Source organism: Pseudomonas ulcerans, from assembly GCF_036324125.1.
Classification (GTDB): Bacteria; Pseudomonadota; Gammaproteobacteria; order Pseudomonadales; family Pseudomonadaceae; genus Aquipseudomonas; species Aquipseudomonas ulcerans.
Genome location: NZ_JAZDQN010000007.1, coordinates 45,402 through 64,952 on the forward strand (window position 1 = coordinate 45,402; position 19,551 = coordinate 64,952).

At 65.3% G+C, this 19,551-nt stretch carries 17 protein-coding genes; 11 read left to right on the forward strand and 6 right to left on the reverse strand.

Annotated elements, in window-relative coordinates; translation table 11 throughout:
- Positions 1 to 65 precede the first annotated feature (65 nt).
- The 4 genes from V0R59_RS08625 to tadA all read left to right on the forward strand — a co-directional run bounded on the left by V0R59_RS08625 (position 66) and on the right by tadA (position 5,362).
- Positions 66 to 2,294 (forward strand): TonB-dependent siderophore receptor, encoded by a 2,229-nt coding sequence (locus V0R59_RS08625; protein ID WP_330075076.1) that lies wholly within the window; start codon positions 66 to 68, stop codon positions 2,292 to 2,294.
- 73 nt (positions 2,295 to 2,367) lie between these two features.
- Positions 2,368 to 3,249 carry an alpha/beta hydrolase gene (locus V0R59_RS08630; RefSeq protein ID WP_330075075.1) on the forward strand — a complete coding sequence of 294 codons (882 nt, stop codon included), beginning with the start codon at positions 2,368 to 2,370 and terminating at the stop codon, positions 3,247 to 3,249.
- A gap of 251 nt (positions 3,250 to 3,500) precedes the next feature.
- On the forward strand, positions 3,501 to 4,883 hold the full coding sequence (locus V0R59_RS08635; protein WP_330075074.1) for a multicopper oxidase family protein: 1,383 nt from the start codon (positions 3,501 to 3,503) through the stop codon (positions 4,881 to 4,883).
- Entirely contained in the window at positions 4,883 to 5,362 is a 480-nt protein-coding gene (gene tadA / locus V0R59_RS08640; protein ID WP_330075073.1) for a tRNA adenosine(34) deaminase TadA, read from the forward strand. The genes V0R59_RS08635 and tadA overlap by 1 nt, the downstream gene beginning before the upstream one ends.
- On the opposite strand, the gene mltF is transcribed toward tadA, so the two are convergent.
- Positions 5,359 to 6,819, reverse strand: a complete 1,461-nt coding sequence (mltF, locus tag V0R59_RS08645; RefSeq protein WP_330075072.1) for a membrane-bound lytic murein transglycosylase MltF — start codon at positions 6,817 to 6,819, stop codon at positions 5,359 to 5,361. The genes tadA and mltF overlap by 4 nt on opposite strands.
- Before the next feature lie 246 nt (positions 6,820 to 7,065).
- On the opposite strand from mltF, the gene purL reads away from it, so the two are divergent.
- Positions 7,066 to 10,965, forward strand: a complete 3,900-nt coding sequence (gene purL / locus V0R59_RS08650) for a phosphoribosylformylglycinamidine synthase (RefSeq protein WP_330075071.1) — start codon at positions 7,066 to 7,068, stop codon at positions 10,963 to 10,965.
- A gap of 2 nt (positions 10,966 to 10,967) precedes the next feature.
- A complete protein-coding gene (locus V0R59_RS08655; RefSeq protein ID WP_330075070.1) occupies positions 10,968 to 11,279 on the forward strand; it encodes a YqfO family protein in 312 nt (103 codons plus the stop codon).
- A 70-nt stretch (positions 11,280 to 11,349) separates the two neighbouring features.
- On the opposite strand, the gene V0R59_RS08660 is transcribed toward V0R59_RS08655, so the two are convergent.
- A complete protein-coding gene (locus V0R59_RS08660; protein ID WP_330075069.1) occupies positions 11,350 to 11,910 on the reverse strand; it encodes a L,D-transpeptidase family protein in 561 nt (186 codons plus the stop codon).
- 26 nt (positions 11,911 to 11,936) lie between these two features.
- Positions 11,937 to 12,497: an NUDIX hydrolase gene (locus V0R59_RS08665; RefSeq protein ID WP_330075068.1), complete on the reverse strand. Its 561-nt coding sequence runs from the start codon at positions 12,495 to 12,497 to the stop codon at positions 11,937 to 11,939.
- A gap of 130 nt (positions 12,498 to 12,627) precedes the next feature.
- Between V0R59_RS08665 and V0R59_RS08670 the strand changes: the two genes are divergently transcribed.
- From V0R59_RS08670 to purT, 5 genes are all read left to right on the forward strand, one after another.
- Positions 12,628 to 13,227, forward strand: a complete 600-nt coding sequence (locus V0R59_RS08670; RefSeq protein WP_330075067.1) for a CoA pyrophosphatase — start codon at positions 12,628 to 12,630, stop codon at positions 13,225 to 13,227.
- Positions 13,228 to 13,270: 43 nt separating this feature from the next.
- Positions 13,271 to 13,795, forward strand: coding sequence for a gamma carbonic anhydrase family protein (locus V0R59_RS08675; RefSeq protein WP_330075066.1), 525 nt, complete (start codon positions 13,271 to 13,273; stop codon positions 13,793 to 13,795).
- Complete coding sequence (locus V0R59_RS08680; RefSeq protein ID WP_330075065.1) at positions 13,795 to 14,007, forward strand: DUF1289 domain-containing protein; 213 nt, start codon at positions 13,795 to 13,797, stop codon at positions 14,005 to 14,007. Before V0R59_RS08675 ends, V0R59_RS08680 begins: the two co-directional genes overlap by 1 nt.
- A gap of 66 nt (positions 14,008 to 14,073) precedes the next feature.
- Positions 14,074 to 14,541: a preQ0 transporter gene (locus tag V0R59_RS08685; RefSeq protein ID WP_330075064.1), complete on the forward strand. Its 468-nt coding sequence runs from the start codon at positions 14,074 to 14,076 to the stop codon at positions 14,539 to 14,541.
- A 104-nt stretch (positions 14,542 to 14,645) separates the two neighbouring features.
- Positions 14,646 to 15,827, forward strand: coding sequence for a formate-dependent phosphoribosylglycinamide formyltransferase (gene purT / locus V0R59_RS08690; protein WP_330075063.1), 1,182 nt, complete (start codon positions 14,646 to 14,648; stop codon positions 15,825 to 15,827).
- Between the two features lie 42 nt (positions 15,828 to 15,869).
- Here the strand turns inward: purT and V0R59_RS08695 are convergent, their stop codons facing one another.
- The 3 genes from V0R59_RS08695 to V0R59_RS08705 all read right to left on the reverse strand — a co-directional run bounded on the left by V0R59_RS08695 (position 15,870) and on the right by V0R59_RS08705 (position 19,526).
- Positions 15,870 to 17,174 (reverse strand): MFS transporter, encoded by a 1,305-nt coding sequence (locus V0R59_RS08695; protein WP_330075062.1) that lies wholly within the window; start codon positions 17,172 to 17,174, stop codon positions 15,870 to 15,872.
- Positions 17,175 to 17,482: 308 nt separating this feature from the next.
- Positions 17,483 to 18,703 carry a transporter associated domain-containing protein gene (locus V0R59_RS08700; protein ID WP_330075061.1) on the reverse strand — a complete coding sequence of 407 codons (1,221 nt, stop codon included), beginning with the start codon at positions 18,701 to 18,703 and terminating at the stop codon, positions 17,483 to 17,485.
- A gap of 10 nt (positions 18,704 to 18,713) precedes the next feature.
- A complete protein-coding gene (locus tag V0R59_RS08705; protein ID WP_375547375.1) occupies positions 18,714 to 19,526 on the reverse strand; it encodes a cytochrome C assembly family protein in 813 nt (270 codons plus the stop codon).
- Positions 19,527 to 19,551: the final 25 nt, after the last annotated feature.

The window sequence follows — 19,551 nt, forward strand, 5'->3', positions numbered from 1 at the left end:
CTCTCAATTAGCAGTCATTATCATTCGTGATCTCTCGCATTCAGCGCCCGTCCCGGAGATCGATGATGTTGCCCCGTCCTGTTTCTCGCATTCCCTTCCTGCTGCTCTCCAGTTGCCTGTTGTCGACCGCCGTGCAGGCGGCCAGCGAGTCCGAGGCTGTCGAGCTGGCGCCGCAGAACGTGGTCGCCACCGCACTGGAAGAGACCAAGCAGGCGCCGGGCGTGTCGGTGATCACCGCCGAGGACATCAAGAAACGACCGCCGGCCACCGACCTGTCGCAGATCATCCGCACCATGCCTGGGGTGAACCTCACCGGTAACTCCACCAGCGGCCAGCGCGGCAACAACCGGCAGATCGATATCCGCGGCATGGGCCCGGAAAACACCCTGATCCTGGTCGATGGCAAGCCGGTGGCCAGCCGCAGTTCGGTGCGCTATGGCTGGCGTGGCGAGCGGGATTCCCGCGGCGATACCAACTGGGTGCCGGCCGACCAGGTCGAGCGCATCGAAGTCATCCGTGGCCCGGCCGCCGCGCGCTACGGTTCCGGGGCCATGGGCGGGGTGGTGAACATCATCACCAAGCAGCCGGGCCAGGAAACCCACGGCAACGTCACCGTCTACCAGAACTTCCCGACCCACGGCGACGAAGGCGCCAGCAAGCGCATGACCTTCGGCCTCAACGGCCCGCTGACCGACACCCTCAGCTACCGCCTCTACGGCAACGTGGCCAAGACCGATGCCGATGACTGGGACATCAACTCGGGCCATGAGTCCGCCCGCACCGGCAACCAGGTCGGCACCTTGCCGGCGGGCCGCGAAGGCGTACGCAACAAGGACGTCAACGGCCAGCTGAGCTGGCACCTGACCCCGGAGCAGACCCTTGAACTGGAGGGCGGCTTCAGCCGCCAGGGCAACATCTATTCCGGCGATACCCAGAACACCAACTCCAACGCCAACGTGAAGAGCATGCTTGGCCACGAGACCAACATCCTCTACCGCGAGAACTATGCGCTGACCCACCGTGGCGACTGGGACTTCGGCAGCACCATGGCCTACCTGCAATACGAGAAGACCCGCAACCAGCGGATCAACGAAGGCCTGGCCGGCGGCACCGAGGGTATCTTCAGCAACACCGATTTCTACACCTCGACCCTGCGCAACCTCACCGCCCACGGCGAGGTCAACCTGCCGCTGCACGCCTGGCGTGACCAGACCCTGACCCTGGGCAGCGAGTGGAGCCAACAGAAGCTCGACGACCCGAGCGCCAACACCCAGACCACCAGCGAGGGCGGCGCGGTCAGCGGCCTGACCAGCACCGGTCGCGACGGCAGCTCGCAGGCGCAGATCTTCTCGCTGTTCACCGAGGACAACATCGAACTGCTGCCAGGCACCATGCTGACTCCGGCGCTGCGCTTCGATCACCACAGCGTGGTCGGCGACAACTGGAGCCCGTCGCTGAACCTGTCCCATGCCCTTACCGACAGCGTCACCCTGAAGGCCGGTATCGCCCGGGCCTACAAGGCGCCGAACCTGTACCAGCTGAGCAGCGACTACCTGCTGTACAGCCGTGGCCAGGGTTGCTACGGCCAGACCACCAGTTGCTACCTGCAGGGCAATGACGACCTCAAGGCCGAAACCAGCGTCAACAAGGAACTGGGTATCGAGTTCCAGCAAGACGGCTGGGTCGTCGGTCTGACCTACTTCCGCAACGACTACAAGAACAAGATCGAGTCCGGCCTGAGCCCGATCGGTCGTGCCACCGGCGGTACCGGCAGCTATGCCAACGCCGCCGTATACCAGTGGGAAAACGTGCCGAAGGCGCTGGTCGAAGGCCTGGAAGGCACCCTGACCATCCCGCTGAGCGAACAGCTGAAGTGGAACAACAACTTCACCTACATGCTGCAATCGAAGAACAAGCAGACCGGCGAGGCCCTGTCGGTAACGCCGAAGTACACCCTCAACTCGATGCTCGACTGGCAGGCCACCGACGACCTGTCGCTGCAGGCCAGCGTCGCCTGGTATGGCAAGCAGACGCCGAAGAAGTATGACTACCACGGTGTCCGGGTCACCGGTAATTCCAACAACCAGCTGTCGCCGTATGCGCTGGTGGGCCTGAGTGGCACCTACGCCTTCACCAAGAACCTGAGCCTTACCGCTGGCGTCGACAACCTGTTCGACAAACGCCTGTTCCGCGAAGGCAACGCCCAGGGCGTGACCAATATCGATGGCGCTGGCGCCGCGACCTACAACGAGCCGGGTCGCACGCTGTACACCAGCCTCACCGCGTCCTTCTGATCGAGCACCGCCGCCGTCGCCTCCCTTGTGGAGGCGATGGCGTTCTTGCCGAAGCCATAACGAGAATTGCCTGATGAAACTCACCCCCTTGTTCCTTGGCCTGGCGCTGGTCGCGGGTAGCGTGCTGGCGCAACCGGAGCCGGAGCAGAAGATGGAAGCCGCCGTGCTGCAACAGGACAGTGCCTATCGCTTCACCACCCTCACGCTGGATTCCGCGGATGGTCGACGGCATTACCAGCTGTGGGTGGGCAAGCCGGATCGCCCGGCGCCTGCCGCAGGCTACCCGGTGCTGTGGATGCTCGACGGCAATGCCGCGCTGAGCGCGCTGGAGCCGGCCGAGCTGAAGCGGCTGGCTGCCGGGCAGGCGCCGTTGCTGGTAGCGGTGGGGTATCGGACCGAGCAGCGCATCGACCGCAACTCCCGGACCTATGACTACACACCGGTGGTACCGGGGCTTGCGGCGCAGGTCGATCCGTTGACCGGGCAGCCCAGCGGCGGGGTGGATGTGTTTCTCGATCTGCTGAGCCAGCGGATGCGGCCGATGGTGGCGGCGGTGGCACCTGTCGATGCGTCACGGCAGACGCTGTGGGGGCATTCTTATGGCGGGCTGGCGGTGTTGCATGCGTTGTTCAGCCGGCCGGGGGAGTTCAGCGACTATGCGGCGGCGAGTCCGTCGTTGTGGTGGCGGGACGGGGCGATCGTGAAGGAAGCGCAGGGTTTGCAGGGGCGCTTGGGTGAAAGCCGGCCACGTCTGTTGCTGATGCGTGGCACGGCCGAACCTTCCCAGCCGCGCGGGCCGAGCGTTGGCGATGTGGAGGCACCGGCGCGGGCGCTGGTGGCCGATCTTGAGAAGATTCCCGGATTGCAGGTCAGCTACCAGCGTTTCGAGGGATTGAATCACGGGCCGATGTTACCGGCTTCGTTGCATCGGGTGATCGAGGGGATGTCTCGCTGATCTGACGGCCTCATCGCTGCGGTGCGGCGGTCCGACAAGCCAGCTCCCACAGGGTCAGCACAGGCTTTGAGACTTGTGCAGTACCTGTGGGAGCTGGCTTGCCAGCGATGAGGCCATCAAGACCGGTACACACCTGCCTGCGACAAGTCTTCACTTAATCTTTCACAAATGCGGGTGTATCGTATTCGCCCTTCCGCACTGGCCTTCTAATGGCTAGTTGTTGTTTTCGCGAAGCCGAGGTGCCTGTCCCGATGTCCTTTACCCGTCGACAAATGCTCATGGGCCTCAGCGGCCTGGTGGTGGTTGGTCTTGGTGCCGGTGGTGCGGCCCGTTACTGGCTGGGCAAGGTCGAGGACGAGAACGCCGGGCACGACTACGAACTGATCGCCGCGCCGCTGGACGTGGAGCTGGTCCCCGGCTTCAAGACCGAGGCCTGGGCCTTCGGCCCGTCGGCGCCGGGCACCGAGCTGCGGGTGCGCCAGGGTACCTGGCTGCGGGTCCGCTTCATCAACCACCTGCCGGTGGAAACCACCATTCACTGGCATGGCATCCGCCTGCCCCTGGAAATGGACGGCGTGCCCTACGTCTCGCAACTGCCGGTCAAGCCCGGCGAGTTCTTCGACTACAAGTTCCGCGTCCCGGACGCCGGCAGCTACTGGTACCACCCTCACGTCAGCAGCAGCGAGGAACTGGGCCGCGGCCTGGTCGGCCCGCTGATCGTCGAGGAACGCGAGCCCACCGGATTCAAGCACGAACGCACCCTTAGCCTGAAGACCTGGCACGTGGACGAGCAGGGCGCCTTCCTGCCGTTCAGCATCCCCCGCGAGGCCGCGCGCAACGGCACCGCCGGGCGCCTGATCACCATCAACGGCCAGGCCAACCAGGTCACCGAGCTGCCGGCCGGCCAGGTGGTGCGGGTGCGCCTGCTCAACCTGGACAACACCTGGACCTACCGCCTCAACCTCAAGGGCAACTGCGAGGCGATGATCTACGCCCTCGACGGCAACCCCATCACCCCGCGCCCGCTGGAAGAGGACTACTGGCTCGGCCCGGGCATGCGCATCTGCCTGGCCATCCGTATTCCCGAGGCCGGCGAGGAAATCTCCCTGCGCGACGGCTTCGTCCGCCTCGGCACCCTGCGCTCGGTGGCCAGCAGCGACAAGCCGGGCGACTGGCCACCGGCGCTGCCGGCCAACCCGATCGCCGAGCCGGACCTGGAGAATGCCGAGAAGCTCAACTTCAATTTTGAATGGGCCGGCAATGTTTCGGTGAACACCGACAACGGCCGTCCGCCAAGCCTGTGGCAGATCAACGGGCAGGCCTGGGACATCACCGACAAGACCTGCGCCGACCGGCCGATCGCCACCTTGCAGAAGGGCAAGAGCTACATCTTCGAGCTGAAGAACATGACCCAGTACCAGCACCCCGTGCACCTGCACGGCATGAGTTTCAAGGTCATCGCCTCGAACCGCCGGCAGATCGTCGAGCCGTGGTTCACCGACACCTACCTGCTGGGCAAGAACGAGCGCGCCCAGGTGGCGCTGGTGGCAGATAACCCTGGCACCTGGATGTTCCACTGCCACGTCATCGACCACATGGAAACCGGCCTGATGGCCGCGATCGCGGTGGTCTGATGCGTCCGCAGATCATCGATCGCAGCCGCGACCAGGAATTCATGCGCCTGGCCCTGGAACTGGCGGCGCAAGGCGCGGCCTTGGGCGAAGTGCCGGTGGGCGCGGTGCTGGTGCAGCATGGCCAGGTACTCGGCCAGGGCTTCAACCGCCCGATCACCGACAGCGACCCCAGCGCCCATGCGGAAATGGTTGCCATTCGCGCTGCGGCGCAGGCGGCAAGCAACTATCGACTGCCGGGCAGCACCCTGTACGTCACCCTCGAACCTTGCAGCATGTGTGCCGGGCTGATCGTTCATTCCCGGGTCAACCGCGTGGTCTACGGCGCGCTGGAGCCGAAGGCGGGGATCGTGCAGAGCCAGGGGCAGTTCTTCACCCAGGGCTTTCTCAACCATCGGGTGATCTACGAGGGCGGGGTGCTGGCGCAGGAGTGCGGGGCGATCCTGAGCGAGTTCTTCAAGGCACGCCGGGCAAAGAGTTAGAGCTGCGGGCTCTGTTCCGCCGGCTTGTCCTTGTTGACGCCCGGGACATGCAGGTTGCCTTCGGCGACCTGGCTGCCTTCCAGTTGCGGCTGGGTCACCCAGGTGAGGATGTCGTAGTAGCGGCGGATGTTGGCGACGAAGTGCACCGGCTCGCCGCCGCGGGCGTAACCGTACTTGGTCTTGCTGTAGTACTTCTTCTGCGACAGGCGCGGCAGCATCTTCTTCACGTCCAGCCACTTGTTCGGGTTCAGGCCCTCGCGCTCGGCCATCTTGCGTGCGTCATCCAGGTGGCCGCCGCCGACGTTATAGGCGGCAAGGGCGAACCAGGTGCGGTCCGGCTCCTTGATCGAGTCGTCCAGCTCTTCCTTCACGTGCATGAAGTACTTGGCGCCGCCGCGGATGCTCTGCACCGGGTCGAGGCGGTTGGACACGCCCATGGCCTGGGCGGTGCGCTGGGTCAGCATCATCAGACCGCGCACGCCGGTCTTGGAGGTGACTTCCGCCTGCCACATGGATTCCTGATAGCCGATGGCCGCCAGCAGGCGCCAGTCCACCTGTTCCTGCTTGGCCGAATTGCGGAAATGCTTCTCGAAGCGCGGCAGACGTTCCTGCAGGTGCTGGGCGAAGGTGTAGGCGCCGACGTAGCCGAGCACGTCGACGTGCCCGTAGTAGCGGTCCTTCAGGCGTTGCAGGGTGCCGTTCTTCTGGACCTTGTCGAGGAAGGCGTTGATCTCGTTGAGCAGGCTGTTGTCTTCGCCGGCGGCCACGGCCCAACGCTGGTCGCGGGCATCGCCGAGGTCGAAGGCGACGCGCACGTTGGGGAAGTAGACCTGGTTCATCGCCAGTTCGTTGGAGTCCACCAGGGTCAGGTCGATCTGGCCTTCGTCAACCATGCGCAGCAGGTCGACCACTTCCACCTGGTCGGATTCCTCGTACTCCAGGCCCGGGTACTGCTTCTTCAGTTCCGCCAGCTGCTCGGCGTGGCTGCTGCCCTTGAGCACCAGGATGCGCTTGCCCACCAGGCCGGCCGCGTTGGTCGGGCGGGTCTTGCCGTTGCGGTAGATGACCTGCGGGGTGACGTCGAGATAGGCATGGGAGAAGCGCGCCTGGTTCTTGCGCTGCTCGCTGCTGACCAGGCCGGCCGCGGCGAGGACCGGGCCGTTGGGCTGGCCGAGCTGGCTGAACAGGTCGTCGAGGTTGTCGGCGGTCTCGATCTGCAGCTTGACGCCGAGATCGTCGGCGAAACGCTTGACCAGTTCGTATTCGAAGCCGGTTTCGCCGTTGCGGTCCTGGAAGTAGGTGGCCGGGCTGTTGCGCGTTATCACCCGCAATACGCCATCCTCCTTGATGCGTTCCAGGGTGCTGGGTTTTTCAACGCAGGCACCGAGCATCAGGAAGAGTCCGAGTGCGATGAGCCATTGGGCGCACCGCTGGCGCAGAGCTATGTGGGCAGACATAAGGTGCAGTATACGCAAAGGGCTTGCCGCGCCATATCTCGACAACCGATAGCTTGTCTGCTATCGCCGCCCCGTGATTGCGACTTTTCACCGCAGTTTGCCCCCTGCGGGAAAGCTCCGACACGTCTGGAATCGCCTTGCCGACATTCGGATGGCCGGCAATGCTGCGTTTCGGGTGCCTGACGCCTCGCTTTAGGCTAGAATGCACGGCCTCCAAGCACACCCCCTTCTGAGGCTGTCCCGACGATGTTGATCCTGCGCGGCGCTCCTGCCCTTTCTGCCTTTCGCCACGGTAAATTACTCGAGCAACTGAGCCAGAAAGTCCCCGCTGTTAGTGGTTTGTACGCTGAATTCGCTCATTTCGCCGAGGTTGACGGCGATCTGACCGCCGACCAACAGCAGGTGCTCGCGCGCCTGCTCAAGTACGGCCCGAGCGTCCCGGTGCAGGAGCCAGCCGGTCGCCTGTTCCTGGTCATGCCGCGTTTCGGCACCATCTCGCCCTGGTCGAGCAAGGCCAGCGACATCGCCCACAACTGCGGCCTGGAAGTCGTTCGTCGCCTGGAGCGCGGCATCGCCTACTACGTCGCCGGTGAACTGAGCGACGCCGACGCCGCCAGCGTCGCCGAGCTGCTGCACGACCGCATGACTCAGATCGTGCTGGGCAAGCTGGAAGAGGCCGCCGGCCTGTTCAGCCACGCCGAGCCCAAGCCGCTGACCGCCGTGGACATCCTCGGTGGCGGCCGCGCCGCGCTGGAAAAGGCCAACGTCGAGCTGGGCCTGGCCCTGGCCGAAGACGAGATCGACTACCTGGTCAACGCCTTCCAGGGCCTCAAGCGCAACCCGCACGACATCGAACTGATGATGTTCGCCCAGGCCAACTCCGAGCACTGCCGTCACAAGATCTTCAACGCCAGTTGGGACATCGACGGCGAGAGCCAGGAAAAAAGCCTGTTCGGCATGATCAAGAACACCTACCAGATGCACAGCGAAGGCGTCCTGTCCGCGTACAAGGACAACGCCTCGGTGATCGTGGGTTCCGTGGCCGGCCGCTTCTTCCCGAACCCTGAAACCCGCCAGTACGGCGCGGTGCAGGAGCCGGTGCACATCCTGATGAAGGTCGAGACCCACAACCACCCGACCGCCATCGCCCCGTTCCCGGGTGCCTCCACCGGCTCCGGCGGCGAGATCCGCGACGAAGGCGCCACCGGTCGCGGCGCCAAGCCGAAGGCCGGCCTGACGGGCTTCACCGTATCCAACCTGCGCATCCCGGGCTTCGAACAGCCGTGGGAGCAGCCGTACGGCAAGCCCGAGCGTATCGTCGACGCCCTCGACATCATGATCGAAGGCCCGCTGGGCGGCGCCGCGTTCAACAACGAGTTCGGCCGTCCGGCCCTGACCGGCTACTTCCGTACCTTCGAGCAATCCATCAGCACCCCTCACGGCGACGAAGTGCGCGGCTACCACAAGCCGATCATGCTCGCCGGCGGCATGGGCAACATCCGCGAAGAGCATGTGCAGAAGGGTGAAATCACCGTCGGCGCCAAGCTGATCGTCCTCGGCGGCCCGGCCATGCTGATCGGCCTGGGCGGCGGCGCAGCCTCGTCCATGGCCACCGGCGCCAGCTCCGCCGACCTGGACTTCGCCTCCGTGCAGCGTGAGAACCCGGAAATGGAGCGCCGTTGCCAGGAGGTCATCGACCGTTGCTGGCAACTGGGCGACAAGAACCCGATCGCCTTCATCCACGACGTCGGCGCCGGCGGCATCTCCAACGCCTTCCCCGAACTGGTCAACGACGGCGGCCGTGGCGGTCGCTTCGAGCTGCGCAACGTGCCGAACGACGAGCCGGGCATGGCCCCGCACGAAATCTGGAGCAACGAGTCCCAGGAACGTTACGTGCTGGCGGTCAGCGCCGTTGACTTCGAGCGCTTCCAGGCCATCTGCGAACGCGAGCGCTGCCCGTTCGCGGTAGTCGGCGAAGCCACCGCAGAGCCGCAACTGACCGTTACCGACAGCCACTTCGGCAACACCCCGGTGGACATGCCGCTGGAAGTGCTGCTGGGCAAGCCGCCGCGCATGCATCGCTCGGTCACCCGCGAAGCGGAGCAGGGCGATGACTTCGACCCGTCCACGCTGGAACTGGGCGACTCCATCGAACGCGTCCTGCGTCACCCGGCCGTCGCGAGCAAGAGCTTCCTGATCACCATCGGCGACCGTACCATCACCGGCCTGGTCGCCCGTGACCAGATGGTCGGCCCGTGGCAGGTCCCCGTAGCCGACGTAGCCGTCACTGCCACCAGCTTCGACGTCTACACCGGCGAATCCATGGCGATGGGCGAGCGCACCCCGCTGGCCCTGCTGGACGCTCCGGCGTCCGGCCGCATGGCCATCGGCGAGACCCTGACCAACATGGCCGCCTCGCGCATCGAGAAGCTGTCCGACATCAAGCTGTCGGCCAACTGGATGTCTGCCGCCGGTCACCCGGGCGAAGACGCCCGCCTGTACGACACCGTCAAGGCCGTGGGCATGGAACTGTGCCCCGAGTTGGGCCTGACCATCCCGGTGGGCAAGGACTCGATGTCCATGAAGACCCGCTGGAGCGACGAAGGTACCGAGAAGACCGTTACCTCGCCGCTGTCGCTGATCGTCACCGGCTTCGCCCCGGTAGTGGACGTACGCAAGACCCTGACCCCGCAACTGCGCATGGACAAGGGTGAGACCGACCTGATCCTGATCGACCTGGGCCGCGGCAAGAACCGCATGGGCGCCTCGATCCTGGCCCAGACCCACGGCCAGCTGGGTGCCCAGGCGCCGGACGTCGACGACGCCGAAGACCTGAAGGCCTTCTTCGCCGTGATCCAGGGCCTCAACGCCGACGGCCACCTGCTGGCCTACCACGACCGTTCCGACGGCGGCCTGCTGACCACTGCGCTGGAAATGGCCTTCGCCGGCCACTGCGGTCTGGACCTGGAGTTGGACACCCTCACCAGCAAGCGCGAGAAAGTCGCTGCCATCCTCTTCAACGAAGAGCTGGGCGCGGTGATCCAGGTGCGCCAGGACGCCACTCCGGACGTGCTGGCACAGTTCAGCGCTGCCGGCCTGGGCGAAGATTGCGTCGCGGTGATCGGCCAGCCGATCAACAACGGCGAAGTGGTCATCAAGCTGGCGGGCGAGGAGCTGTTCAAGGGTGACCGTCGTCTGCTGCAACGCCAGTGGGCCGAGACCAGCTACCAGATCCAGCGCCTGCGCGACAACGCCGAGTGCGCCGACCAGGAATTCGACCTCCTGCTGGAAGAAGAAAACCCGGGCCTGAGCGTCAAGCTGGGCTTCGACGTCAACCAGGACATCGCCGCGCCGTACATCAAGAAAGGCGTGCGTCCACAGGTGGCGGTACTGCGCGAGCAGGGCGTCAACGGCCAGGTGGAGATGGCTGCGGCGTTCGACCGCGCAGGCTTCAATGCCATCGACGTGCACATGAGCGATATCCTCGCCGGCCGCGTCGACCTGAACGAATTCAAGGGCCTGGTGGCCTGCGGTGGTTTCTCCTACGGTGACGTCCTCGGCGCCGGTGAGGGCTGGGCCAAGTCGGCGCTGTTCAACGCCCGTGCCCGCGATGCCTTCCAGGGCTTCTTCACGCGCACCGACAGCTTCGCCCTCGGCGTGTGCAACGGTTGCCAGATGATGTCCAACCTGCACGAGCTGATCCCGGGCACCGAGTACTGGCCGCACTTCGTGCGCAACCGCTCCGAGCAGTTCGAGGCGCGTGTGGCGATGGTCCAGGTCCAGGAGTCCAACTCGATCTTCCTGCAGGGTATGGCCGGTTCGCGCATGCCGATCGCCATCGCCCACGGCGAAGGCCATGCCGAGTTCGCCAGCGAGGAAGCCCTGCTCGAAGCCGACCTGTCCGGCTGCGTGGCGCTGCGCTTCGTCGACAACCACGGCAAGGTCACCGAGCGCTACCCGGCCAACCCGAACGGTTCGCCGCGCGGGATCACCGGCCTGACCAGCCGCGACGGTCGCGTCACCATCATGATGCCGCACCCTGAGCGTGTGTTCCGTGCCGTGCAGAACTCCTGGCGTCCTGACGACTGGAACGAAGATGCAGGCTGGATGCGCATGTTCCGCAACGCGCGGGCCTGGGTGAACTGAGTTTGTACAAACTCGCGTTCTTCGTCCCGCCAAGCCACGTCGACACGGTCAAGCAGGCCGTGTTCGCCGCGGGGGGCGGGCGGATCGGCGACTATGACAGTTGTGCCTGGCAGGTGCTGGGTCACGGCCAGTTCCGCCCGCTGGACGGCGCAACGCCGTTCATCGGGCAGACCGGTGTCGTCGAGTCGGTGGAGGAGTGGCGGGTGGAACTGGTGGTGGCGGACGAGCTGATTCACCAGGTCGTCGCGGCGCTGAAGCAGAGCCATCCCTATGAAACCCCGGCCTACGAGGCCTGGAAGCTCGCTGATATCTAAAAGCTGTATGCCGACCCTGTGGGAGCTGGCAAGCCAGCTCCCACAGGGTTTTTTGTTGTTTGTAAGGGGGTTATGGCCGGATCTCGATCATCGTCCCGTCCTTCACCAGCCGCCACACTTCCCGCATATCCTGGTTGCGCATGGCGATGCAGCCTTCGGTCCAGTCCAGGGTGTGAAACACCTCTTCCGGGTATTCGTCGCCCAGCGGCGTGCCATGCACCATGATCATCCCGCCCGGATTCACGCCATCTCGCCGCGCCTTTGCCGCGTCGCTGACATTCGGATACGAGACATGGATCGCCAGGTTGTAGCGGTCCGAGACCTTGCGCCAGTCCAGCCAGTAGAAGCCTTCCGGGGTGCGCTTGTCGCCTTCGCGCTCCTTGGCGCCCAGCGGTTTCTTGCCCAGCGAGATGCGGTAGGTCTTCATCGGCTCGCCGGCGCTGATCAGTTCCAGACGGCGCTGTGACTTGATCACCAGTACCTTGTCGATGCGGTCGAGGGAAGGGCTGAGGTCGGCCGGCGAGGCGGCCGGGGCATCCTGGGCGACGGGCTTCCTGATGATGGTTTCGGTAAAGGCCGCCTGGGACACCGAAGCCACACCGAGGCAGAAAAGAGCAAGCAACCAGCGCATGTGAACGGTATCCCCGAAAAGCGGTTTCACGAATCGATAGTAGGTGGCGGGGCGAAAGAGGGCGGCAGGCAGTCGTTGCGCACCGGGTAGTGCTGCTTTTCGCGGTCCCGATAGTAGCATTCTAGTGTGACGCGCACGGTGCGGAAAGCCAGCTCGTCCCACGGGATCTCATGTTCCTCGAACAAGCGCACCTCCAGGCTCTCGACGCCGACGTCGAAGTCCAGGTCGGCCAGCTCGCCGCGGAAGAATACGTGGACCTGGTTGATATGGGGCAGGTCGTAGAGATGGTAAAGCGTCAGATCGTGCAGGCGCGCACAGGCTTCTTCCACGGTTTCCCGACGCGCGGCCTGTTCCATGGTCTCGCCGTTCTCCATGAACCCGGCGGGCAGGGTCCAGTAGCCGAGGCGCGGTTCGATGGCGCGGCGGCACAGCAGGACCTGGTTGCCATGGCTGGGCAGCACGCCGGCGACGATGTTGGGATTCTGGTAATGGATGGTCTGGCAGTGATCGCAGACATAGCGCAGGCGGGAATCGCCGTCGGGAATGCGCTGGGTGACCGGCTTGCCGCACGCGCTGCAGTATTTCATGCTTATCTTCCTTAGAGTTGCCGCTATCTTCGCGCTCCGTTCGCGCGGGCCGCAAGTGCGATCGTCAGCGGGGGTTGGGCGCGACGCGGCTTTGGTGCATGATGCAGGACGCTATTGGACGAGAGAAACCATGCTGGACGAGCTACTTCGCCGTGTGAGCAGTCACACCCCGGGCACTTTGGAAACCGACAGACGTTTTCCCGAGGCCGCGGTGTTGTTGCCCATCACCCGCAGCGAAGAGCCGGAGCTGGTCCTCACGTTGCGCGCCAAGGGCCTGTCCACCCATGGTGGCGAGGTGGCCTTTCCCGGTGGGCGCCGTGATCCGGAAGATCCTGACCTGGTGTTCACCGCGCTGCGCGAGGCCGAGGAGGAAATCGGCCTGCCGCCGGGCCTGGTCGAGGTGATCGGCCCGCTGACGCCGCTGGTGTCGCTGCATGGCCTGAAGGTCACGCCGTACGTCGGGTTGATTCCCGACTACGTCGAGTACCAGCCCAACGACGCGGAAATCGCCGCGGTGTTCACCGTGCCTCTGGAGTTCTTCCGCCAGGACCCGCGCGACCACACCCACCGCATCGACTACCAGGGCCGCAGTTGGTACGTGCCGAGCTACCGCTTCGGCGAATACAAGATCTGGGGATTGTCGGCGATCATGATCGTCGAACTGGTCAACCTGCTCTACGACGCCAGGATCAGCCTGCACCAGCCACCCGAACGCTTCACTCCAATCTGACGAGCGGGACCACCCGCCGCGCATCCACCGTGAGGATCCACGCATGAAATACCGTCTGGGCGACCTGCGGGTCGAGACCCATCCGCAAAGCTGGGTGGCGCCCAACGCCACGCTGATCGGCAAGGTGCGCCTGCAGGCCGGGGCCAGCGTCTGGTTCAACGCGGTATTGCGCGGTGACAACGAGCTGATCGACATCGGCGAGAACAGCAACGTCCAGGACGGCACGGTGATGCACACCGACATGGGTTCGCCGCTGACCATCGGCAAGGGCGTGACCATCGGCCACAACGCCATGCTGCATGGCTGCTCGGTGGACGACTACAGCCTGATCGGCATCAACGCGGTGATCCTCAATGGCGCGCGGATCGGCAAGCACTGCATCATCGGCGCGAACGCGCTGATCCCGGAAGGCAAGGAAATCCCCGACGGCTCGCTGGTGATGGGCTCGCCGGGCAAGGTGGTGCGCGAACTGACCGACGCGCAGAAGAAAATGCTCGAAGCCAGTGCCGCCCACTACGTGCACAACGCCCAGCGCTATGCCCGCGACCTGGTCGCCGAGGACGCGTGATGAGCAACACGGAAAAACCGGTCGCCTCGCCCTGTGTCAGCATCTGTGCGCTGGATGACCACGATATCTGCACCGGCTGCCAGCGAACCGCCACGGAAATCACTCGCTGGGGCCGCATGGACAACGCCGAGCGCCGGCAGGTGCTGGTCCTTTGTCACGAGCGGGCCCTGGCCGCCGGCCTGATCTTCGGCCAGGCCGCCAAGGTCAGCTGACTCAAGGGACTTGGCCGCGCAGGGGCTGTGCATTACCCTGTGCGGCTTGTCCATCGGTTCTCTCCCATGTTCTTTCTCATCGCCTACATCAGCAGCGTGGTGCTGATCAACTACGCCTTCTCCAGTGCACCGCACCTGGATGTGATCTGGTCTGCCTGGGGCGGGCTGGTGTTCGTCCTGCGCGACATGGTGCAGACCCGCTTCGGCCATGGCGCGCTGGTCGCCATGCTGGTGGCGCTGGTGCTGTCCTATGTCACCTCGGATCCTGCCATCGCCCTGGCCAGTGCCACGGCCTTCGCCGTGTCCGAGCTGATCGACTGGCTGGTGTTCAGCATCACCAAAAGGCCGTTGCATGACCGCCTGTGGATCAGTTCGGCGCTGAGCATTCCCATCGATACCTTCATCTTCTTCGGCATGATCGGCGCCCTGACGCCGGCGGTGGTCGGTACTGCGCTGGCGTCGAAGTTCGCCGGGGTCACCGCCGTGTGGCTGGCGATGGCCTGGCGGGTGCGCAAGAACGCCATCGCTGGCTGATCCGCGGAAGGACCCAAAGCGGGTGGGCTCATGTAAAATACGCCCCTTTCGCTGGCCCGCACCGTGCTGGGGCGGTCCTGGATCTATCCCGCTGAGGACCTGAAATGACTCGTATCGGAACTCCATTGTCGCCCACCGCGACCCGCGTACTCCTGTGTGGCTGCGGCGAGCTGGGCAAGGAAGTGGTGATCGAGCTGCAACGCCTGGGCGTTGAAGTGATCGCCGTGGACCGTTACGCCAATGCCCCGGCGATGCAGGTGGCCCACCGCAGCCACGTGATCAACATGCTCGACGGCGCCGCCCTGCGTGCAGTGATCGAGGCCGAGAAGCCGCACTACATCGTCCCCGAGATCGAAGCCATCGCCACCGCCACCCTGGTGGAACTGGAAGCCGAAGGCTTCACCGTGGTGCCGACCGCCCGTGCCGCGCAACTGACCATGAACCGCGAAGGCATCCGTCGCCTGGCCGCCGAAGAGCTGGACCTGCCGACCTCGCCGTACCACTTCGCCGATACCTTCGAAGACTACAAGGCGGCCGCCCTGGACCTGGGCTTCCCTTGCGTGGTCAAGCCGGTGATGAGTTCGTCGGGCAAGGGCCAGAGCCTGCTGAAGAGCGCCGACGACCTGCAGAAGGCGTGGGACTACGCCCAGGAAGGCGGTCGCGCCGGCAAGGGCCGGGTGATCATCGAGGGCTTCATCGACTTCGACTACGAAATCACCTTGCTGACCGTTCGTCATGTCGGTGGCACCACCTTCTGCGCACCTGTCGGCCACCGCCAGGAGAAGGGCGACTACCAGGAATCCTGGCAGCCACAGGCCATGAGCCCGGTAGCCCTGGCTGAGTCCGAGCGCGTGGCCAAGGCGGTCACCGAAGCCCTGGGCGGTCGCGGTCTGTTCGGCGTGGAGCTGTTCGTCAAGGGCGACCAGGTCTGGTTCAGCGAAGTGTCGCCGCGTCCGCACGACACCGGCCTGGTCACCCTGATTTCCCAGGACCTGTCGCAGTTCGCCCTGCATGCCCGGGCCATCCTCGGCCTGCCGATCCCGGCAATCCGCCAGTTCGGCCCGTCGGCCTCGGCGGTGATCCTGGTGGAAGGTACTTCGCAACAGACCGCCTTCGACAACCTGGGTGCCGCCCTGGCCGAGCCGGACACCGCGCTGCGCCTGTTCGGCAAGCCGGAAGTCAACGGCCAGCGCCGCATGGGCGTGTGCCTGGCGCGTGACGAGTCGATCGAAGCGGCCCGGGCCAAGGCGACCCGTGCTTCGCAAGCGGTCAAGGTAGAGCTCTAAGCGCAACGCATCGGACGGCCGCAATGGCCGCCCGATCTGCTTTCACAACTCCGAGTGCCGGGTTTCCTTCAGGCACAGCACCGCGATCAGGCTCAGCAGGGCCGCCACCGACACATACCCGCCCACCCAGCTCAAGCCTCCCATCAGCACCAGTTTCTGCGCGAAGAAGGGGGCTGCCGAGGCACCGACGATACCGCCCAGGTTGTATGCCGCCGACGCACCGGTGTAGCGCACGTGGGTCGGGAACAGTTCAGGCAACAGCGCGCCCATCGGGGCAAAGGTCACGCCCATCAAGAACAGCTCGATGGCCAGGAACAGCGCCACCCCGGCGGTGGAGCCGGAGGTCAGCAGCGGTTCCATGGCGAAGCCCGAGGCAATCGCCAGCAGGGCGCCGACGATCAGCACCGGCTTGCGCCCGTAGCGGTCGCTGAGCCAGGCCGACAGCGGCGTGGCCAGGGCCATGAAGACCACGGCGAAGCACAGCAGGCCGAGGAAGGTCTCGCGGCTGTAGCCCAGCGTCGATACGCCGTAGCTCAGGGAAAACACCGTGGAGATGTAGAACAGCGCGTAGCACACCACCATGGCCGCGGCCCCCAGCAGCACCGGCATCCAGTACTGGGCGAACAGTTCGACCACCGGCAGCTTCACCCGCTCCTGGCGGGCGATGGCCTTGGCGAAGACCGGCGTTTCTTCCAGCTTCAGGCGCACGTACAGGCCGACGATGACCAGCGCGGCGCTGAGCAGGAACGGAATACGCCAGCCCCAGGCGCGGAAGTCTTCGTCGCTGAGCAGCATGGCGAGGGCCAGGAACAGGCCGTTGGCGGCGAGAAAGCCGATGGACGGGCCCAGTTGCGGGAACATGCCGAACCAGGCGCGCTTGCCCTTCGGCGCGTTCTCCGTGGCCAGCAGTGCGGCGCCGCCCCATTCGCCGCCCAACCCCAGGCCTTGGCCGAAGCGCAGCACGCAGAGCAGGATGGGGGCCCAGATGCCGATGCTGTCATGCCCTGGCAGCACGCCGATCAGCGTGGTGCAGACTCCCATCAGCAGCAGCGAGGCAACCAGGGTCGACTTGCGCCCGATGCGGTCGCCGAAGTGGCCGAACAGCGCCGAGCCCAATGGCCGGGCGAGGAAGGCGATGCCGAAGGTGAGGAAGGCCGAGAGCATCTGTGCGGTGCCGGAGGTCTGCGGAAAGAACACCGGACCGATCACCAGCGCAGCGGCGGTCGCGTAGACGTAGAAATCGTAGAACTCGATGGCGGTGCCGATGAAGCTGGCGGTGGCGACCCGTGCCGGCGAGTTGCCGGACGGCGCGGCGTCCGCTTCGTTGTAGGTGCTGCTGGTTGTCATGCGGTGTACCCCTGACAGTCGAGTGCTCTTCTGGCGACCACGCACGGATGGCAGCGAGGGGCGCCGGAGCGTTATTTATTGGAATGACTCGCGTCGCCGAGCATACGCCCTGTGGGGATAAGGACGGGCGCGGGCACTGTTCGGGGTGTGAAGCAGTACCGCTGGAGCGCGCGATGCAGGCGGAGTGCGCTGGCCGCAAGGCGCCGGATGCGGGTAGCGGGCGCGACGGCAGGGCTGGGTAAGCGTGGAGCGAGTATAGCCACATTCGATACCGGATGTGTCTATCTCGGCGCCTGGCGGGTAGCGGATCAGGCGGTGGGCAGGCGCGCCACGGTCCAGGCCAGGATGCGGCTGGCGCGGTTGTCCTCGGTTTCGAGGATTTCCAGGCGATAGCGGCCGATCCTCAGGCAAACGGCGCTGTCCGGGATGCTCTCCAGGGCTTCGGTCACCAGGCCGTTGAGGGTCTTGGGGCCGTCGCTGGGCAGGTGCCAGCCGAGGCAGCGGTTCAGTTCGCGGATGGCGATGGCGCCTTCGATGACGTAGCGCCCGTCGGCCTGCGGGTGGATGTGCGGGTTGTCCTGGCTGTCCTGTTCTTCGAACTCGCCGACGATTTCCTCAAGGATGTCTTCGAGCGTGACGATGCCCTGCACCTCGCCGTACTCGTCGACGACGATGCCCATGCGCCGCTGCTGCTTGTGGAAGTTCAGCAACTGCATCTGCAGCGGGGTGCTTTCCGGAACGAAGTAGGGTTCGTAGCAGGCGGCCAGCAGGCTTTCGTGGGTCAGCTCGGCCTTGGGCAACAGGTGGGCGATGTGGCGCAGGTTGAGCACCGCCTGGACCTGGTTGATATCGCTGTGGAACACCGGCAGGCGGGTGTGCTTGCAGGCGACCAGTTGTTCGATGATGGCCTCGATCGGGTCATCGAGGTTGACCCCGTCGACCTCGCTGCGCGGCACCAGGATGTGGTTGACGGTGATCTTTTCCAGGGCCAGGAGGCTGTTGGGCAGGGTGTGCGGGCCGGGTTTTTCGTGGTCGTCCTGGTCGTCACCGGTTTCCTCGGGATCCTGCTCGTGGTGATTCACCAGTGCCGGCTGCACCGCGAAGGGCCGAACGATCAGGCGGGCAATGCCATCCAGCAGGCAGGCCAGCGGCTGTAGCAGGCGAAGGGGCAGCCTGAGGATGATGCCCAGGCCGATGAAGGCCTCGGGATTGCGCCGGGCCAGTTGGCGTGGCAGGTACTCGGCGCAGACCAGCAACAGCACGGCGGCGCCCAGGCAGCCCTGCCAGAAACCGCTTTCGCCCTGGCAGCGCAGGCCGGTGAGGGCGGCGAGGGCGAACACCAGCAACTTGCCGAGGCTTGCGGCCAGGACCAGGGACTGGGCCGGGATGCCGTCGAGGGCAGGGTGGCTGTCGCTGTGCCGGGTACCGGCCAGGCGCTGGCGCGCGGCGTCGACGGCGGTGAACAGCGCCGACCACAACAAGGCCAGGGCGAGGAGCCCGAGCAGCGGAGCCAGCGGCAGAGTGTTCATCGATCGCCCGTCAGATATGCAGGATGAATTCGCGTACCAGCTTGCTGCCGAAGTACGCCAGCATCAGCAGGCAGAACCCGGCCAGCGTCCAGCGGATCGCCTTGTGTCCGCGCCAGCCGAGGCGGGTGCGGCCCCACAGCAGCACGCTGAAGACGATCCAGGCGACGCAGGCCAGCAGGGTCTTGTGTACCAGGTGCTGGGCGAACAGGTTGTCGAGGAACAGCCAGCCGGAGATCAGCGATAGGGTGAGCAGGCTCCAGCCGGCCCAGAGGAAGCCGAACAGCAGGCTTTCCATGGTCTGCAGCGGCGGGAAGTTGCGGATCAGGCCCGACGGGTGCTTGTGCTTGAGCTGATGGTCCTGCACCAGCAGCAACAGCGCCTGGAACACCGCGATGGTGAACAGGCCGTAGGCCAGGATCGACAGCAGGATATGGGCCAGGATGCCCGGTTCCTCGTTGATCAGCGGCACCGTGCCGGACGGCGCGAACTGGGCGATCAGCGCCGTCAGCAGGCCGAGCGGGAACAGCAGCAGGAGCAAATTCTCCACCGGGCTGCGCAGGCAGGCGAGCAGCGTGATGGCGATGACCGCCGTGGCGATCAGGCTGGCGGCGCTGAAGAAGTCCAGGCTCAGGCCCAGGGGCGTGAGCAACTGCCAGAACAGCGCCGTGCCCTGGGCGACGACCGCCACTGCGCCCAGCAGGCCGAGCAGGCGCTTGTCGGCCTTGACACCGCGGGACAGCCCGGTGGCTTGGAGGGCGAACGCGGCGGCGTACAGGCAGGCGGCGATCAGGTTGGGTAGCAAGCTGGGTGACAAGGGGAGCATAAGTCCTGTTAGGCAAGCCCGAAAG

Bases quoted from the DNA above. Each gene is read 5' to 3' on its own strand.
- V0R59_RS08625 (WP_330075076.1), top strand. From the start codon at position 66: ATGTTGCCCCGTCCTGTTTCTCGCATTCCCTTCCTGCTGCTCTCCAGT.
- V0R59_RS08630 (WP_330075075.1), top strand. From the start codon at position 2,368: ATGAAACTCACCCCCTTGTTCCTTGGCCTGGCGCTGGTCGCGGGTAGC.
- V0R59_RS08635 (WP_330075074.1), top strand. From the start codon at position 3,501: ATGTCCTTTACCCGTCGACAAATGCTCATGGGCCTCAGCGGCCTGGTG.
- tadA (WP_330075073.1), top strand. From the start codon at position 4,883: ATGCGTCCGCAGATCATCGATCGCAGCCGCGACCAGGAATTCATGCGC.
- mltF (WP_330075072.1), bottom strand. From the start codon at position 6,819: ATGTCTGCCCACATAGCTCTGCGCCAGCGGTGCGCCCAATGGCTCATC.
- purL (WP_330075071.1), top strand. From the start codon at position 7,066: ATGTTGATCCTGCGCGGCGCTCCTGCCCTTTCTGCCTTTCGCCACGGT.
- V0R59_RS08660 (WP_330075069.1), bottom strand. From the start codon at position 11,910: ATGCGCTGGTTGCTTGCTCTTTTCTGCCTCGGTGTGGCTTCGGTGTCC.
- V0R59_RS08665 (WP_330075068.1), bottom strand. From the start codon at position 12,497: ATGAAATACTGCAGCGCGTGCGGCAAGCCGGTCACCCAGCGCATTCCC.
- V0R59_RS08670 (WP_330075067.1), top strand. From the start codon at position 12,628: ATGCTGGACGAGCTACTTCGCCGTGTGAGCAGTCACACCCCGGGCACT.
- V0R59_RS08675 (WP_330075066.1), top strand. From the start codon at position 13,271: ATGAAATACCGTCTGGGCGACCTGCGGGTCGAGACCCATCCGCAAAGC.
- V0R59_RS08680 (WP_330075065.1), top strand. From the start codon at position 13,795: ATGAGCAACACGGAAAAACCGGTCGCCTCGCCCTGTGTCAGCATCTGT.
- V0R59_RS08685 (WP_330075064.1), top strand. From the start codon at position 14,074: ATGTTCTTTCTCATCGCCTACATCAGCAGCGTGGTGCTGATCAACTAC.
- purT (WP_330075063.1), top strand. From the start codon at position 14,646: ATGACTCGTATCGGAACTCCATTGTCGCCCACCGCGACCCGCGTACTC.
- V0R59_RS08695 (WP_330075062.1), bottom strand. From the start codon at position 17,174: ATGACAACCAGCAGCACCTACAACGAAGCGGACGCCGCGCCGTCCGGC.
- V0R59_RS08700 (WP_330075061.1), bottom strand. From the start codon at position 18,703: ATGAACACTCTGCCGCTGGCTCCGCTGCTCGGGCTCCTCGCCCTGGCC.
- V0R59_RS08705 (WP_375547375.1), bottom strand. From the start codon at position 19,526: ATGCTCCCCTTGTCACCCAGCTTGCTACCCAACCTGATCGCCGCCTGC.